The organism is Streptomyces fumanus, from assembly GCF_014655295.1.
GTDB lineage: Bacteria > Actinomycetota > Actinomycetes > Streptomycetales > Streptomycetaceae > Streptomyces > Streptomyces fumanus.
On sequence record NZ_BNBI01000001.1, the window covers coordinates 511,515 to 527,818 of the forward strand.

Annotated in this window: 10 protein-coding genes; 9 read left to right on the forward strand and 1 reads right to left on the reverse strand. The window is 76.6% G+C overall.

Annotated features, from left to right (window positions below; all coding sequences use genetic code 11):
• Positions 1–150 precede the first annotated feature (150 nt).
• The 7 genes from IE316_RS02185 (at position 151) to IE316_RS02215 (ending at position 11,043) form a co-directional block, all read left to right on the forward strand.
• Positions 151–1,539, forward strand: a complete 1,389-nt coding sequence (locus IE316_RS02185; protein WP_229910176.1) for a GlnX family signal transduction membrane protein — start codon at positions 151–153, stop codon at positions 1,537–1,539.
• A gap of 38 nt (positions 1,540–1,577) precedes the next feature.
• The gene (locus tag IE316_RS02190; RefSeq protein ID WP_190202349.1) at positions 1,578–2,618 is read left to right on the forward strand and encodes a glutamate ABC transporter substrate-binding protein; all 1,041 of its coding nucleotides are present in this window, start codon (positions 1,578–1,580) and stop codon (positions 2,616–2,618) included.
• A 50-nt stretch (positions 2,619–2,668) separates the two neighbouring features.
• Positions 2,669–3,937 (forward strand): hypothetical protein, encoded by a 1,269-nt coding sequence (locus IE316_RS02195; RefSeq protein ID WP_190202350.1) that lies wholly within the window; start codon positions 2,669–2,671, stop codon positions 3,935–3,937.
• Between the two features lie 22 nt (positions 3,938–3,959).
• Positions 3,960–6,599 carry a serine/threonine-protein kinase gene (locus IE316_RS02200; RefSeq protein WP_190202351.1) on the forward strand — a complete coding sequence of 880 codons (2,640 nt, stop codon included), beginning with the start codon at positions 3,960–3,962 and terminating at the stop codon, positions 6,597–6,599.
• 3 nt (positions 6,600–6,602) lie between these two features.
• The gene (locus IE316_RS02205) at positions 6,603–7,868 is read left to right on the forward strand and encodes a PP2C family protein-serine/threonine phosphatase (RefSeq protein ID WP_190202352.1); all 1,266 of its coding nucleotides are present in this window, start codon (positions 6,603–6,605) and stop codon (positions 7,866–7,868) included.
• A 105-nt stretch (positions 7,869–7,973) separates the two neighbouring features.
• A complete protein-coding gene (locus IE316_RS02210) occupies positions 7,974–9,320 on the forward strand; it encodes a VWA domain-containing protein (protein ID WP_190202353.1) in 1,347 nt (448 codons plus the stop codon).
• Positions 9,321–9,354: 34 nt separating this feature from the next.
• Positions 9,355–11,043 carry an FHA domain-containing protein gene (locus IE316_RS02215; RefSeq protein WP_190202354.1) on the forward strand — a complete coding sequence of 563 codons (1,689 nt, stop codon included), beginning with the start codon at positions 9,355–9,357 and terminating at the stop codon, positions 11,041–11,043.
• Here IE316_RS02215 and IE316_RS02220 read toward each other — a convergent pair.
• Entirely contained in the window at positions 11,024–12,010 is a 987-nt protein-coding gene (locus IE316_RS02220) for a methyltransferase domain-containing protein (RefSeq protein ID WP_190202355.1), read from the reverse strand. The two genes, IE316_RS02215 and IE316_RS02220, sit on opposite strands and share 20 nt — an antisense overlap.
• Before the next feature lie 63 nt (positions 12,011–12,073).
• On the opposite strand from IE316_RS02220, the gene IE316_RS02225 reads away from it, so the two are divergent.
• Together IE316_RS02225 and IE316_RS02230 are read left to right on the forward strand one after the other, a co-directional pair.
• Positions 12,074–12,487, forward strand: coding sequence for a globin (locus tag IE316_RS02225; protein ID WP_190202356.1), 414 nt, complete (start codon positions 12,074–12,076; stop codon positions 12,485–12,487).
• Positions 12,488–12,633: 146 nt separating this feature from the next.
• Positions 12,634–15,894 carry an FtsX-like permease family protein gene (locus IE316_RS02230; protein WP_229910152.1) on the forward strand — a complete coding sequence of 1,087 codons (3,261 nt, stop codon included), beginning with the start codon at positions 12,634–12,636 and terminating at the stop codon, positions 15,892–15,894.
• Positions 15,895–16,304 lie beyond the last annotated feature (410 nt).

The window sequence follows — 16,304 nt, forward strand, 5'->3', positions numbered from 1 at the left end:
GCGGGGATCGCCGCCGTCTTCGGGTCGCAACCGGTGCGCGGGCCGGTGCCGGGCGGCGATACTGGCGGCGACGGATGACCATGGGGGAGGTCAGCAGTGAACCAACCGCCGAGGACGAGCGCGCCGCCACCACCGCTCGGCACGCCCACGCTGCCGGCCGTGCCGCCGCAGCCCGGCCCGCCGGACCCGGCCGGCCCGGCGCCCGCCGCCGCACCGGGGCCGCCGCGCCGTACCGCGTTCGCCGAGGGCGTGGACCGGCTGCGGGCGGCGGCCGTCACCGAGCCCGGCCGGCTCCGGCTGATCGGCGCGCTGCTCGCCCTGCTGATCGTCGCCTTCGGTGCCGTGACCGCCTGGCAGAGCACCGAGCGGGCCGACGCCGCCGACGACGTCCTGCACCGCAGCCAGCCCCTGTCCTCCGGCGCGGCCGACATCTACCGCTCCCTCGCCGACGCCAACACGGCGGCGTCCAGCGGCTTCCTGGCCGGCGGACAGGAGAGCGAGTCGTCCCGCGACCGCTACGAGAAGGACATCCGCACCGCGGCGGCGGGCCTGGTCACCGCCGCCACCAACTCCGACCCCCGGTCCGCGTCGGCGGCCACCATCGCCGAGCTGAACCGGCTGCTGCCGGAGTACAAGGGCCTGATCGAGCGGGCCCGCACCTACAACCGCCAGGGCTTCCCGGTCGGCGGCGCCTATCTGCGCTACGCCAACGAGAAGATGCAGAAGGAGATGCTCCCGGCGGCCGAGGACCTCTACACCACGGAGAACCGCCGCCTGGGCGACGACTACGCGGACGCCACGCCCTACCCGTGGGCCGCCGTCGCGCTCGGCGTGCTCGCCCTGGCCGCCCTGGGCTGGGCCCAGCTCCGCACCTACCGGCGCACCAACCGGGTCCTCAACCACGGCCTGGTGGCCGCCACTGCCGCCACCGTCGTGGTGCTGCTCTGGCTGGTCGTCGGCCACACCGTGGCCCGCGCCCACCTCGACGACTCCCGCGACCACGGCGTCCGTTCGCTGAACGTGCTGCACGACGCCCGGATCGCCTCCCTGAAGGCCCGCGGCAACGAGAACCTCACCCTGGTCGCCCGCGGCGCCGAGACCAGGACGGTGAACGGCACCGCGCTGGACGCCTACGACTACGACTACCAGCGGAACATGAAGGCGCTCGCCGCGAAGCTGGCCGACGCCGGGCGGCTCGCCGACGACGACACCGGCCGGAAGCCGGTCGCCGCCGCGGCCGGCGACATGACGGAGTGGCAGAAGCGCCACCGGGCCGCCCGCGCGGCGGACGAGAACGGCGCCTACCAGCAGGCGCTGCGCAAGGTGATCGGCGACGAGGGCGCCACCGTGGAGTGCTTCGACGGGGTGGACGCCCGTCTCGCCGAGGCGCTGGAGCACGAGAGACGTGAGTTCGCGCGGGCGGCCGGCGACGGCCTGGACGCGATGACCGGCCTGCCGGTGGGCGCCGGCGTCCTGGCGGTGCTGGGCGCCGCCGGCGCGGTCCTCGGCATCGGCCGCAGGCTGTCGGAGTACCGGTGACCGGCGCACCGGGGAGACTCGCGGAAGGAGGGGCGAGGATGCGTGCACGACGACTGCGGGCCAGCCTGAGGGGCTGGGGCGGGGTGGGTGCCATGGCGGTCGTCTGCGCCCTGGCGGTGCTGTTCGCGCTGCTGCTGCCGGCCGCCCGGTCGCACGGCGGGGACACCGGCGGCACCGGCGGGCCGGGCGTCACCCGCGGCAGCCAGACCCGGGCCGAGGAGTGCACGGACCCCGAGGAGCAGACCCTCGCCCCGTCCGCCGCCGACGGCCCCACCATCGACGCGATCAAGTCCCGTACCGGGGAGAAGCGCAAGCTGGTCGTCGGCGTCGACCAGAACAGCTACCGGTGGGGCTACCGCGACCCCAACAGCGGCGGCACCGCCGAGCTGGAGGGCTTCGACATCGACCTGGTGCACCGCATCGCCGAGGACATCCTCGGCGACCCGGACGCCGTCCAGTTCAAGGCGATCCCCACCAACCAGCGGATCCCGGCGATCCAGGACGGCCGGGTCGACATGGTGGTGCGCACCATGACCATCAACTGCGACCGGATGAAGGACGTCGCCTTCTCCGCGCCCTACTTCCGCACCGGCCAGCAGCTCCTGGCCCCCCGGTCCTCCCCGATCACGGGGTACGACGGGTCGCTGGCCGGCAAGAAGATCTGCACGGCGGCGGGTTCGACCGCGTACAGCACCCTGGAGCAGGACCGGGCCGACGGCGATCTGGTCGCCTCCGCCGACCTGAGCACGACCGTGCCCAACCAGCTCGACTGCCTGGTGCGGCTCCAGCTCGGCGAGGTGGACGCGGTGGTCACCGACGGGGCGCTGGCCGCCAGCCAGGCCGCGCAGGACCCCACGGTCCAGCTCAAGGGCGACCCGTTCACGACCGAGTACTACGGCGTGGCGATGAAGAAGGACGCCGACGATCTGGTACGCCGGGTCAACCGCATCCTGGTGGAGTTCCGCGCGGACACCACCGGCGGCTGGCAGCGGTCGTACGACGTCTGGCTGTCGGAGACACTGGGCCGGGACACGGCGAAGTACGAACCGCCGGACCCGCGGTACCTGCGCAAGAGCTGAACCGGGCGGCCGCGGCCGCCGACCGACCGAACCGCAGCGAGAGGTGATCGATGGGCGACCCGGGACCCACCGGGCCGGTGCTGGACCGGGACGAGGTGGACCGTGCCCTGGCGCGGCTCGGCGCGGAGCACGAGGCGGTCGAGACCTCGCTGCTGGCGCTCCAGGACCACGCGGGCCGCCGGCTGCTCGAAGGCGCCGAGCTGACCGGTGTCACCCGGGACCGCTGGGCGGCCACGGAGGCGTCGATCACGCTGCTGTGGACGTACTTCGACGCCTACAGCGGCGCGCTGCGCACCGCGCGGGAGATCCGCGCCCGGCGCCGCTGGTCCAGCCGCGAGGACCTGGTGGAGCTGACCGAGCTGCTGCGCGGCGAGTGCGTCACGGTGCCGGGCGCCGCCGCGGGGCCGGGCGCGCGGCTGAGCGAGCGGTTCTCGCTGGCCGCGCTGGTGGAGCGGATGAACGAGCTGTACGCGTCCTCGCTGGACGTGGTGGTCGCCGCCGACGCGGTCTGGTCGGCGCTGCCCGCCCGGATCGACCTGCTCGCCGCCGAACTCCAGCGCACCCGCCGCCTCGCGCACTCCGTCGGCGTCCGCCCCGGCGAGCACCCGGCCGGCGACGACCTGGAGCGCATCACCCGCACCCTGACCAGGCTGCGCGAGCAGGTGATCGCCGACCCGCTGGCGTACTGGCTGCCCGGCGAGGGCAGTTCGGCCCCCGGCGGCGGCCGGCCCGACACCACGGTGTACGACCGGGAGGCCCGCGCCCTGGAGGACGTGCGCCGGGAGATCGACGCGGTGCTGACGGTCCGTCAGGACGCGGAGCAGCGGATCGTGAGACTGCGGGACGTGCTCTCCCGCGCGGACCGCACCCTGGCCGAGGCCCGCACCGCGCGCGGCGAGGTGCTGGCGAAGATCGCGGCGACCGAGGTGCCGCCGGTCAGCGGGCCGCCGACCGCGCTCCAGGAGCAGTTGGCGGCGGCCGCCGAGTACCGCAGGACCGCGCAGTGGAACCGGCTCTCGCCGCTGCTGGAGTCCTTGGAGCAGAAGGCGGAGGACGAACTGCTGCGGGCCCGCGAGTCGCTGACCGCCGTCACCGCGCCGCTCGCGGTCCGCGCGGAGCTGCGCGGCCGGCTCGACGCGTACAAGGCGAAGGTCGCCCGGCACGGGCTCGCGGAGGACCCCGAGCTGGTCGAGAAGTACGAGAAGGCCCGCCGGATGCTGTGGAGCGCCCCCTGCGACCTGCGGGTCGCCGAGGAGGCGGTGCTGCGCTACCAGCGGGCGGCGGCGGAGCTGCTCGGCTCCACCAGGCCGGGCGCGTGAGGGAGCAGGGGGAGGCGGCGTCATGACCGAGGCCCGGGGGGCGTGTCAGCGCCCCGACTGCGACGGGCGCTACGAGGACGTGGGCGGCGGCGAGCTGTACTGCGACACCTGCGGGCTGGCGCCGGTGGTGTCGGCGTCCGGCGCGGTCGGCTCGGCGCCCACCGGGATCACCGGCGGCGGCCGGGGCTCGCGGGGGTCCCGGGGCTCCGGCGGCGGCAGCGGCGGTTCCGGCGGCCGGGGCCCGGGGTCGTCCTCGCAGTCGTCGAAGTCGCGGCGGTCGGTGTCGGGGCGGCTCTCGCGCGCCCTGTCGGGCCGGGCGACGAGCCGTTCGGTGTCGGTGCGCAGCTCGGGCTCGGCCGCCGGTCCGGGCACGCACGGCAAGCTGGGCGCCGGCCTGGTGCAGGTCCCGCCGATCCCGCGGCCCGACCCGCGCTCGATGGTGCTGGACCGCGCGGAGGTGCCCGAGCGCAAGCGGTTCTGCTCGCGCTCGGACTGCGGGGCGCCGGTGGGCCGGTCGCGCGGTGACCGGCCGGGGCGCACCGAGGGCTTCTGCACCAAGTGCGGCCACCCGTACTCCTTCGTGCCCAAGCTGGCGGCCGGGGACGTGGTGCACGGGCAGTACGAGGTGGTCGGCTGTCTGGCGCACGGCGGGCTGGGCTGGATCTACCTCGCCGTGGACCGGGCCGTCGCCGACCGCTGGGTGGTCCTCAAGGGCCTGCTGGACACCGGCGACCAGGACGCGATGGCCGCCGCCATCTCCGAGCGGCGGTTCCTGGCGGAGATCGAGCACGCCAACATCGTGCGGATCTACAACTTCGTCGAGCACCTCGACCAGCGCACCGGCTCCCTCGACGGCTACATCGTGATGGAGTACCTCGGCGGCAAGTCGCTCAAGGAGATCGCCAACGCCCGGCGCACCCCGGAGGGCCGGCGCGACCCGCTGCCGGTGGAGCAGGCGTGCGCGTACGGCATCGAGGCGCTGGAGGCGCTCGGCCATCTGCACAGCCGCAACCTGCTGTACTGCGACTTCAAGGTCGACAACGCCATACAGACCGAGGACCAGCTCAAGCTGATCGACATGGGCGCGGTGCGCCGCATGGACGACGACGAGTCCGCGATCTACGGTACGGTCGGCTACCAGGCGCCGGAGGTCGCGGACGCCGGCCCGTCGGTCGCCTCCGACCTCTACACGGTGGGGCGGACCCTGGCGGTCCTGACGTTCGACTTCCAGGGCTACACCACGGTGTACGCCGACTCCCTGCCGGACCCCGACACCATCGAGGTGTTCCGGCAGTACGAGTCCTTCTACCGGCTGCTGGTCCGCGCCACCGACCCCGACCCGGCCCGCCGGTTCGCCTCCGCGCAGGAGATGGCCGAGCAACTGACGGGGGTGCTGCGCGAGGTCGTCTCCCTGCAGTCGGGGCGGGCCCGGCCGGCGCTGTCCACCCTGTTCGGGCCGGAACTGCGGGTCCCGGACACCGAGTTGTTCCCCAAGCTGGACGGCGAGGTGTCGCGGCTGGGGGCGCGTGCGGTGCGCACCCGGGGGCGCGCGAGAGGCGCCGTGCTTCCGGCCGGCCGTCCGCCCGCGCTGACGCCGGGCGGCCCGCACCCGGCACCGGACGGCACACCGGCCGTCACACCGGCCGCGACCGGGACACCGGCCGGGGCGACGGGGGGTACGGGACCCGCCGCGGGCGGCACCGGCGCCGCGCCCGGGCTGGTCAAGCCCGTCGACGTGCCGCTCGCCGCCCTCGCGCTGCCCGTGCCCCGGGTGGACCCCCAGGACCCCAATGCCGGTTTCCTCGCGGGCCTGATGGCGTCCGCGCCCGGGGAGCTGCTGGGCGCGCTGGCCGCCGCGCCGGCGGCGTCGGTGGAGACCCGGCTGCGGCAGGTGCGGGCCCGGCTGGAGCAGGGCGAGGCCCCGGCCGCGCTGGACGACCTGCGCGCGCTGGAGGACGAACGGCCCGACGACTGGCGGGTGGTGTGGTACCGGGGCGTGGCCGGCCTGGTCACCGGCGACCACGAGGGCGCCGCGCTCGCCTTCGACGCGATCTACGACGCCTTCCCCGGCGAGACCGCGCCCAAGCTGGCCCTCGGCCTGTGCGCGGAGGTGCTGGGCCAGTTGGACAACGCCGCCGAGTACTACCGGCTGGTGTGGTCCACCGACCCGAGCTTCGTCAGCGCCGCCTTCGGACTGGCCCGGGTGCTGCTGGCCACCGGCGACCGGACCGGTGCCGTACGGACGCTGGAGTCGGTGCCGGAGTCGTCGATCCACTGCACGGCCGCGCGGATGGCCGCCGTCCGGGCCCGGCTGCGGCAGCGGACGCCGCTCGCCGCCGACGTACCATTCCTGGAGGATCTCACCGCCGCCGCGCGGCAGGTCGAGGCGCTGGACGCGTACGGTCTGGATCCGGCGCGCCGGGAGCAGTTGTCGGCCGAAGTCCTCGGCTGCGCGCTGGACTGGGTACTCTCCGGTGGCCAGGGTTCCGCCCTGCCCGCCGCCGGGGGCCGGACGCTGCTCGGCAGCGGCCTGGACGAACGGGGCCTGCGTTTCGCGCTGGAGCGTTCGTACCGCACGCTGGCCCATCTGGCGCGGGGCGGCGAGGAGAGGATCGACCTGGTGGAACGAGCCAATCGTTACCGCCCCCGGACATGGGTGTAGTAGATGTCGCAGATGCCCCGGCTGTCCGCCTGCCCGAGTTGCGAGGAACCCCTTGAATCGGGTGACCGTTTCTGCGGTGCGTGCGGATACGACCTGTCCGCCGTGCCCGCACGGCCGTCGGACAGCCCGACCATCGCCCTGGACGGCGTGCCGCCCGCCGGCCCCGTCCTGCCGCCGCCCCCGCCCGCGCCCGCCCCGGTGCCCGGACACGTCCAGCCCCAGCCGGAGACGCGGCCGGGGGCGGAGGCGGCGGCCGGGGTGCGGTTCGACCGGCCGCGGGAGCCGGACGAGTACCCGCTCCAGGCGCCCGACCCGCGCCCGGCCGCCGCACCGGCGGCGGTGCCGGGGGGCGCCACGGCGGTGTGCGTGGCCTGCCGGGCCGGCCGGGTCGACGACGACGGCTACTGCGAGAACTGCGGCCACGCCCAGCCCCGCGAACGCGACCACATGGAACAGGAGTGCGGCCCGCTCGCCGCGGTCAGCGACCGGGGCCTGCGCCACCACCGCAACGAGGACGCGTTCGCCGTCGGCCGCACCACGCTGCCCGACGGCAGCCCCGCCTCGGTGGCGATCGTCTGCGACGGCGTCTCCTCGGCCACCCGCCCCGACGAGGCGTCACTGGCCGCGTCCCGGGCGGCCAGTGAGGCGCTGCTCGCCGCGCTGCCGCTGGGCACCCATCCGCAGCAGGCCATGCACGACGCGATCGTCGCCGCCGCGCACGCCGTCAACTCCCTGGCCCGCGAGCCCGCCACGGCCCGCGAACACGCCGAGCACACCAACGCCCCCGCCTGCACCCTCGTCGGCGCGGTGGTCACCGCCGGGCTGCTGGTGGTCGGCTGGGTCGGCGACAGCCGCGTCTACTGGGTGCCGGTGGACCGCGCCGCGCCCCCCGCCCGGCTCACCGAGGACGACTCCTGGGCCGCCCAGATGGTCGCCGCCGGCCTGATGAACGAGGCAGAGGCGTACGCCGACGAGCGCGCCCACGCGATCACCGGCTGGCTCGGCGCCGACGCCTACGAACTGGAGCCGCACACCGCGTCCTTCAAGCCCGACCGGCCGGGCGTGGTCGTGGTCTGCACCGACGGCCTGTGGAACTACGCCGAGGCGGCCGAGGAGATGGCCGGCATCGTCCCCCTGGACGCCGTCGCGCGTCCGCTGCACAGCGCCCGGGTCCTGGTCGGCCACGCCCTGGACGGCGGCGGGCACGACAACGTAACAGTGGCCGTGGTGCCGTTCCCGGCCGCGCCGCAGGGGGCAGGATCGGCCTGAGGCCGCGTAGCACTCACGGGGGGGCCTCGCGGGCCGCGGGGGCGGCCCGGACCGCCAGGTCCCCGCCGGCCGGCGGGGACATCGTAGAGGGGGATACGAACCGGCATGGCCAATTTCTCGAAATCCGACGTGCCTCGCTTCTCGGTGGACGTCTACCAGAACGAGTACCTGCCGGAGGGCGGGCGCGAGGTCAACGCGATCGTGACGGTCTCCGCGACCGGCGGGGGCACCGTCGGGAGCGCGGTCGCCGCGCCCCACCTGTACTCGCCCGGCGAGGGCCCGTCCGCGGCGGTGGCGCTGATGGTGGACTGCTCGGGCTCGATGGACTACCCGCCCACCAAGATGCGCAACGCCCGGGACGCCACGGCCGCCGCCATCGACACCCTGCGCGACGGGGTGCACTTCTGCGTGATCGGCGGCACCCACGTCGCCAAGGAGGTCTACCCGGGCGGCGGGCGGCTCGCCACCGCCGACGCCACCACCCGGCAGCAGGCCAAGCAGGCACTGCGCAAGCTCAGCGCGGGCGGCGGCACGGCGATCGGCAGTTGGCTGCGGCTCGCCGACCGGCTGCTGAACTCGGCGGACGTCGCCATCCGGCACGGCATCCTGCTCACCGACGGCCGCAACGAGCACGAGTCTCCCGAGGCGCTGCGGGCGGCCCTGGACGCCTGCGCCGGTCGGTTCACCTGCGACGCGAGAGGCGTGGGCACCGACTGGGAGGTGAAGGAGGTCACCGGCATCGCCTCCGCGCTGCTCGGCACCGCCGACATCGTCGCCGACCCGGCCGGTCTCGCCGCCGACTTCGCGCAGATGATGGAGACGGCCATGGGCAAGGAGGTCGCGGACGTGGCGCTGCGGCTGTGGACGCCGGCCGGCGCCACCGTGCGGTTCGTCAAGCAGGTCGCGCCGACGGTGGAGGAACTGACCGGCCGCCGCGCCGAGTCCGGCCCCCGGGCCGGCGACTACCCCACCGGCTCCTGGGGCGACGAGTCCCGGGACTACCACATCTGCGTGGAGGTCCCCGCCGCCGCCCTCGGCCAGGAGATGCTGGCCGCCCGGGTCTCCCTGGTCATCCCCCACCCCGACGGCACGGTGCAGAACCTGGGCGCCCAGGGCCTGGTACGGGCGGTGTGGACGGACGACATGGCCGCCTCCACCTCGATCAACCCCCAGGTCGCCCACTACACCGGGCAGGCCGAACTGGCCCAGGCCATCCAGCAGGGGCTCGACCTCCGCAAAGCGGGCGATATCGACGGAGCGACCGCCAAACTGGGCCGCGCGGTCCAGTTGGCGAGCGCCTCCGGGAACGCGGATACTGCGAAACTGCTTGCGAAGGTGGTGGACGTGGTCGACGCCGTGGCAGGTACTGTGCGACTGAAGGCGAAGGTGGAGGAGGCCGACGAGATGACTCTCGAAACCCGGTCGACCAAGACCGTTCGCGTCAAGAAGTGACACGGAGAAGCTCCGCAAGAGGGGGAAGCCCGACATGCCGACCTGCCCGAACGGACACCAGTCGGGTTCCGACGACTGGTGCGAGGTCTGCGGTCACCGCATGGCCGGTGCCGTGCCGCCGTCTCCCCCGCCGCCGCCCCCGGCCGGTGGCGGCTACGGCTTCCCGCCCCCGCCCGGCGGCGGCCCCGGCGGCGCACCCGAGCTGTGCCCGCAGTGCCGTACGCCGCGGGAGGGCGGGGCGCCGTTCTGCGAGGAGTGCCGGTGGAACTTCCTCACCAACACGGCGACCTCGTACACCCCGGCCGCCCCGCGCCCCCCGGCGCCCCGCTTCCAGCCGCCGTCCGGTCCGTCGTACGGCGGCGGGGGCGGCGGGGGCCGTGACGGCTACGACTATCAGAGCTCCCGGCCGTCGCAGATCAACCGGCCGGCGGAACCGATCCCTCCCGGGGGGTCGGGGGGGTCGGGCGGGCCTGGGGGTCCGGGTGCGGGGGGTCATGGTGGGCCCGGTGGGTCCGGTGTGACTGGTGCGCCCGGTGGAGCTGGTGGGCCCGGTGGGGCTGGCGGGTACGGCGGCCCTGGTGGTCCCGGTGGTCCCGGTGGTCCCAGTGGTCAGGGTGGCTTCGGTGGGCCCGGTAATCCGGGCGGGCCCGGTGGTCCGAGTGATCACGGCCGCCCCGGTGGTCCGAGCGGTCCCGGTGGCCAGGGTGGGCCTGGTGGCCAGGGTGGGCCTGGTGGCCAGGACGGACCTGGTGGGCCGGGTGGACCCGGCGGCCCGGGTCGTCCCGACTTCCCGCAGACGTCTGGGGGGCACGGTGGGCCCGGCGGCCCCGGTCGGCCTGACTTCTCCCGGCCCGCCGACCCCGACTTCCCCGGCAGCAGGCCGAGCGGTCCGGACTTCTCCCGGCCCGGCGCGCCCGACTTCCCGAACCGGCCGGGCGGCCCCGGCTTCCCGGGCCCGGGCGGCCCGGGTGCGCCCGGCGCCCCGGGTGCGCCCCACGGCCCCGGCACCGTAGGCGGGCCCGGCGGCCCCGGCGCGCCCGGCGCTCCCAACGGCCCCGGCGCCCCCCAGTCGTACCGGCAGTCCGCCCCGACCGCTCCGCCCGCCGCCCCGCCCGGCTTCCCGCAGGAGGCCAGCCGTCAGCAGGGCGGCGGCCCCCAGGGCTTCCGCGCGGATGACGACTGGCTGCTCCCGCCCCCGTCCACCGGCCAGGGCGGCCCCGGTGGTCAGGGTCAGGCGCAGGGCCCGGCCCAGCCCCAGGGCCAGCCCCAGGGCGGCTACGGCTACCCCCACCCCGGCCCCGCCCAGCCGCAGCGGAACGGCACCTGGACGGCGACGATCGGCCCCGACCGCGAGTACTTCATGGCGATGATGCAGCGCTCCGGCCCCGAGGCCGCGGGCCTGAACCTCCCGGCGTACTCCCCGGAGCAGCAGCGCCCGCTGACCGGCAACCAGATGACGATCGGCCGGCGCCGCCACTCCACGGGCGACACCCCGGACATCGACCTGTCGGTGCCGCCGGAGGACCCGGGCGTCTCGCATCAGCACGCGGTGCTGGTGCAGCAGCCGGACGGCGGCTGGGCGGTGGTCGACCAGAACTCGACCAACGGCACGACGGTCAACGGCGGCGAGGAGCCGATCCAGCCCTTCGTGCCGGTGCCCCTCCAGGACGGCGACCGGGTGCACGTGGGCGCCTGGACGACGATCACGATCCGCCGGAGCTGAGGGACCCGAGGTCCGGCAGCGGCCAGACGTACGGCCCCCGCGGGTCGTCCAGCCAGGCCGCGACGAGGTCGCCGGCCAGGGTGACGCCGTAGCGCTCCCGTGGCGGCGCCCCCTCGCGCTCCCAGACGGCGTACGCCTCCGCCGGGTCGAGGCCGCCCCGGGTCAGCGCCAGCAGGAACCGGAAGTGGTCGTTCTCGCGGGCCCGGCGGGGCACCCCGGCCGGCCCCGGCACCGGCGGCTCGGCCCGGTCGCCGCCGCGCAGCGGCACGAAGTACGCCGGGGTGGGCAGGAACCGCCCCTCGGCGTGGTCGCGGTCGCGCACGGTGAGCGCGAGGAGCCCGGTGGCCAGCGGCAGCAGGATCCGGCCGCCGGGGCGGCACTGGGCGAGCCAGGCGCGCGGCACGGCGGGCAGCGCGCAGGTCGCGATGATCCGGTCGTAGGGGGCGCGCTCGGGCACCCCGCGCGCCCCGTCGCCGGTGACGACGACGGGGTGGTACCCGGCGGCGTCCAGGTGCCGGCGGGCCGCCTCGGTGATCTCCGGGTCGAGATCGACCGTGGTGACGAGGCCGTGGTCGCGGAGCCGGTGGGCGAGGAGCGCCGCGTTGTAGCCGGTGCCGGCGCCGATCTCCAGGACCCGGTCGCCGTCGCGCACCTCCAGCGCGGTCAGCATCAGCGCCATCAGCGAGGGCTGGCTGCTGGAGGAGAGCAGTTCGCCGTCGCGCAGCCGGGTGGCCAGCGGCACGTCGGCGTAGGCGCCGCGCAGCCAGCGCTCCCGGGCGGCCGGGTCGGGGTCCTCGCCCCACCGGCGCTCGTAGCCGCCGGCGACGCCGACGTAGTAGTACGGCACGAAGAGGTGGCGCGGCACCGCCTCGAACGCCGCCCGCCAGCTCGGATCGGCCTCCCAGCCGCCGCCGAGCCCGATCTCCCGCACCAGCGCGGCCCGCGCCGCGACGGCGAGGTCCTCCATGCCCCCACAGTACGGCGGAGGCCGGTCCTAAGCCTCCGGTCCTGGTCCCCGGCGTCTGAGACCATGGGGGACGTGAATGAGATTCGGCGCGGCACGCTTCAGGAGCAGACCTTCTACGAGCAGGTCGGCGGGGAGGAGACCTTCCGCCGGCTCGTCCACCGTTTCTACCAGGGGGTCGCCGAGGACCCGCTCCTGCGGCCGATGTACCCGGAGGAGGACCTCGGGCCGGCCGAGGAGCGGCTGGCGCTCTTCCTCATGCAGTACTGGGGCGGTCCCACGACGTACAGCGACAACCGCGGGCATCCCCGGCTGCGGATGCGGCACGCCCCGTTCACCGTGGACCGCGCGGCGCACGACGCCTGGCTGAAGCACATGCGGGACGCGGTGGACGAGCTGGGCCTGTCCGAGGAGCACGAGCGGACGCTGTGGAAGTACCTGACGTACGCGGCGGCGTCCATGGTCAACACCCCCGGCTGACCGCTTCCGCGGGTGCGCGGATTCCGGTCGTCCGTCGCCGGTAACCGGTCACGATCCGGTCAAGACCGCGCCTCGGGCGGTTACCTCCGCCGTACCGGCTCTGACAGCATCCCGGCAGGACTGGTCGAAGCGGCTGGGGGGGCCGGGTGACGGGGTTCGGGGGACTCGCGGCGTTCGTGCTGGCGCGGGCGCGGGCGCGCCGGACGCTGCTGGCCGCCGCGCTGCTCACCGTCCTGCTGACCACGGCGGTCCTGGCGACCCTGACCGCGTACTCGGGCGCGATCGGCGACGCCGCCCTGCGCCACTCCTTACGGGACCCGGCGACCGCCGCCGACACCGCGCTGCTGGTCGAGGCGGACGTCCCGGCCGCCCGGCGCGGGGCCGCCGCGCACGCCGTACGGGAGGGCGCGCGCCGTGCCTTCGACGGGCTGCCGGTCACGGTGCGGACCCTGACCCGGTCCGGCCCGTACGCCCTGCCCCGCACCGGCGACCGGCGCTCCGCCGACCCCGACCTGACGCACTTCGCGGCGCTGGACCCCGGCCAGGTGCGGTTCGTCGCGGGACGGCCGCCCCGGGACCGCGCCGGGACCGTCGAGGCCGCCCTGCCCGCCGTCGCCGCCGACCGGCTCGGCCTGCGGCCCGGCGCCCGGCTCACCCTCACCGACCGGCTCGGCGGCCCGCCGGTACGGGTGGAGATCACCGGCCTGTACCGGCCCGCCGACACCGGCGCCCCGTACTGGCGCCTGGACGACCTCGGCGGACGCGGGGTGAAGAAGGGCGACTTCACGACGTACGGGCCGCTGCTCGCCGCGTCCGGCACGCTGACCGGCGGGCGGGTGAGCGCCGGGCCCTCCGGGTGGCTGGCGGCGGCCGACTTCTCGACGCTGACGGCGGACCGCACCGGGGCGCTGCGCGAGGCGGCGCGGGAAGGGACCCGGTGGCTGCGCGGGCGGCCGGTGCTGAGCGGGACGACCGCCGCGCGGACCTCGCTGCCGGAGGTGCTGGACCGGCTGGACCGTTCGCTGGTGGTGGCCCGCTCCACGCTGCTGGTGATCGCGCTCCAGCTCGCCCTGCTCGCGGTCTGCGCGCTGCTGCTGGTGGCCCGGCTGCTGAGCGCCGAACGCGCGGGGGAGCTGCGGCTGCTGCGGGCGCGGGGCGCCTCCCGGGCGCGGCTCGCGGGACTGTCGGCGCTGGAGGCGCTGCTGCTGGCCGCCCCCGCCGCGCTGGCCGCGCCGCTGCTCGCCGGGCCGCTGACCCGGCTGCTGGCCGGGCAGGGGCCGCTGGCCCGGATCGGGCTGCGCCCCCAGGTGCCGTTCGCCGGCGACGGCACCGTGCGGTGGGTGGCGCTGGCGGTGGCGCTGGGCTGCGCGCTGGCGGTGACGCTGCCCGCGCCGGCCTCCTCCCCGGCGGCCGGCGGCCGGGCCCGGCCGCTGCCCGCGCCGGTGCGCGCGGGCGCGGACCTGGCCCTGCTGGCGGTGGCGGGCGTGGCCTACTGGCAGTTGAGCGGGCAGCGTTCGGGCGCAGTGACCGCCGACACCTCCGGCGGGCTGGGCGTCGACCCGCTGCTGGTCGCGGCGCCCGCGCTGGCGCTGCTCGCCGGGACCGTGCTGACGCTGCGGCTGCTGCCGCCGGTGGCGCGGCTCGCCGAGCGGCGGGCGGCCGGCGGCCGGGGGCTGACGGCGGCGCTGGCGGGCTGGCAGCTCAGCCGCCGGCCGGCCCGCGGCACGGGCCCGGTGCTGCTGCTGGTGCTCGCGGTGGCGCTGGGCACGCTGGCGGTCGGGCAGGGCGCCTCCTGGGACCGTTCGCAGGACGACCAGGCCGACTTCCGGGCGGGTGCGCCGGTCCGGGTGCTGGGCACCGGCGCCGCCCGGCCCGGCCGCACCGAGGCGCTGGCGGCCGTGCCCGGCGTGGTGCGGGCGGCCCCCGCGGCCCGCTCCGAACTCCCGCTGTCCGGCGACCGCACGGCGACGGTCCTCGCGCTGGACACCGCCCGCGCGGCGGAGACGATGCTGCTGCGCCGGGACCTGGCTCCGGTGCCGCGCGCCGCCCTGCTCGCCGGACCGGCCCCGGACGACCCGGCGCCGGGCGCCGCCGTCCCCGCCGGGGCGACGGCGCTGGGCCTGACGGCGCGCCTGCGCAGCGACGCCGGTCCCGGCACGACCGCGGACGTCACCGTCACCGTCGAGGACCGCTACGGCGTCCCCTACCCCCTGTCCGCCGGGGACCTGCCGGCCGACGGCCGCCCGCACACCCTCACCGTGGCCCTGGCCGGCGGTCCGCTGACGGTGACCGGCGTGGAGCTGGTCCTGGTGCAGCCGATCGGCCGCGCCGAACGGCACCGGTTCACCCTGACGGGGCTGACCGCGACGGCCGCCGACGGGACCTCGCGGGGGCTGCGGCTGCCCCGCGCCTGGACGGCGGTCTCGCACGGCGACGGCCTGGTGTCCGGGCCGGACGCGCGCACCGCGCCCACCCCGGCCCGGCTGCGGTCGTCCGCGCCGCCGGCGGTCGAGTACGGCACCGGGTACACGCCGGCCGACCAGACCTGGGCGAGTTCGTCGCTGACCGTGCGGCTGCGGGTGGCGCGGCCCGCCCCGCCGCCGGTCACGGCCGTCGCCACGGACCGCTTCCTCGCCTCGGCGGGCGCCCGCACCGGGCAGCGCCTGGACGTGGCCTTCGGCGGGACGACCGTACCGGTGCGGATCACACGGTCGGTACGGGAGCTGCCGTCCACCGCGCGGGAGAACGCCGCCACGGGCGACGGAGGGGCGCTGCTGGTCGATCTGCGGGCGGTGAACCGGGTGCTGCAGGCGCGGTACGGCGCGGGCGTGACGCCCACCGAGTGGTGGCTGGCGACCGCGCCGGGCGCCGCGCGGAAGGCGGCGGCGGCGCTGCGGGCGTTCCCGGACCTCGATCCGGCGCAGGTCGTGGTCCGCGACGAGCTGGCCGAGAAGCTGCGGGACGACCCGTTCGGGACGGGCCCGGGGGCGGTGTTCACGGCGGCGGCCGGGGTGGCGGCGGCGCTCGCGGCGGTCGGTTTCGCGGTGGGCGCGGCGGGGTCCCTGCGGGAGCGCGGCAGGGAGTTCGCGATCCTGCGCGCCCTGGGCGCCCCGCGCCGGGGACCGGCCCGGACGGTCGCCGTCGAACAGGGCGTCCTCATCGGCCTCGCACTGGCGGTGGGCACGGCCCTGGGCGTCCTCCTGACCCGGGCGGTGGTCCCCCTGATCGTCCTCACCCCGGGCGCCGCGCGACCGGTCCCCGAGGTCCTCGTCGAACTCCCGGTCCCCCGCGTCGCCGCCCTCCTGACCGCCGTCGCCCTCGTACCGATCCTGATCGCGGTCACCCTGGCGACCCGGGGCGACAGGAGGCCGTCGGCTCTGCGGGAGCAGGGGGGTGACATGCCGTGACGTGGGCTTCGCGCGGCGCCGGGGCCGTGGTTCCGGCCGCAGTACCGAGCCCGGTCCGGGCCTCGATCTCGGTCCCGGCCGCGATACCGCCACCGGCCCGGGCGCCGATCCAGGCCCCGGCCGCGGTACCGTTCCCGGCCCGAGTGCCGCTTCCGGCCCCGGCCGCGGTACCGGCCCCGGTCCGGGCGCCGCTTCCGGCCCCGGCCGCGGTACCGGCCCCGGTCCGGGCGCCGCATCCGACCCCGGCCGCAGTACCGACCCCGGCCCGGGCGCCGCATCCGACCCCGGCCGCAGTACCGACCCCGGCCCGGGCAACCGCACCGTTCCCCCGCGCGTCCCGTACCTCCCACGCCCCCGCCCACGCGGCCGACCGGTCGCCCGAGCCCGTCCCCCGGACGAGGTGACGCCGG

Bases quoted from the DNA above. Each gene is read 5' to 3' on its own strand.
- IE316_RS02190 (WP_190202349.1), top strand. From the start codon at position 1,578: ATGCGTGCACGACGACTGCGGGCCAGCCTGAGGGGCTGGGGCGGGGTG.
- IE316_RS02195 (WP_190202350.1), top strand. From the start codon at position 2,669: ATGGGCGACCCGGGACCCACCGGGCCGGTGCTGGACCGGGACGAGGTG.
- IE316_RS02200 (WP_190202351.1), top strand. From the start codon at position 3,960: ATGACCGAGGCCCGGGGGGCGTGTCAGCGCCCCGACTGCGACGGGCGC.
- IE316_RS02205 (WP_190202352.1), top strand. From the start codon at position 6,603: ATGTCGCAGATGCCCCGGCTGTCCGCCTGCCCGAGTTGCGAGGAACCC.
- IE316_RS02210 (WP_190202353.1), top strand. From the start codon at position 7,974: ATGGCCAATTTCTCGAAATCCGACGTGCCTCGCTTCTCGGTGGACGTC.
- IE316_RS02215 (WP_190202354.1), top strand. From the start codon at position 9,355: ATGCCGACCTGCCCGAACGGACACCAGTCGGGTTCCGACGACTGGTGC.
- IE316_RS02220 (WP_190202355.1), bottom strand. From the start codon at position 12,010: ATGGAGGACCTCGCCGTCGCGGCGCGGGCCGCGCTGGTGCGGGAGATC.
- IE316_RS02225 (WP_190202356.1), top strand. From the start codon at position 12,074: ATGGGGGACGTGAATGAGATTCGGCGCGGCACGCTTCAGGAGCAGACC.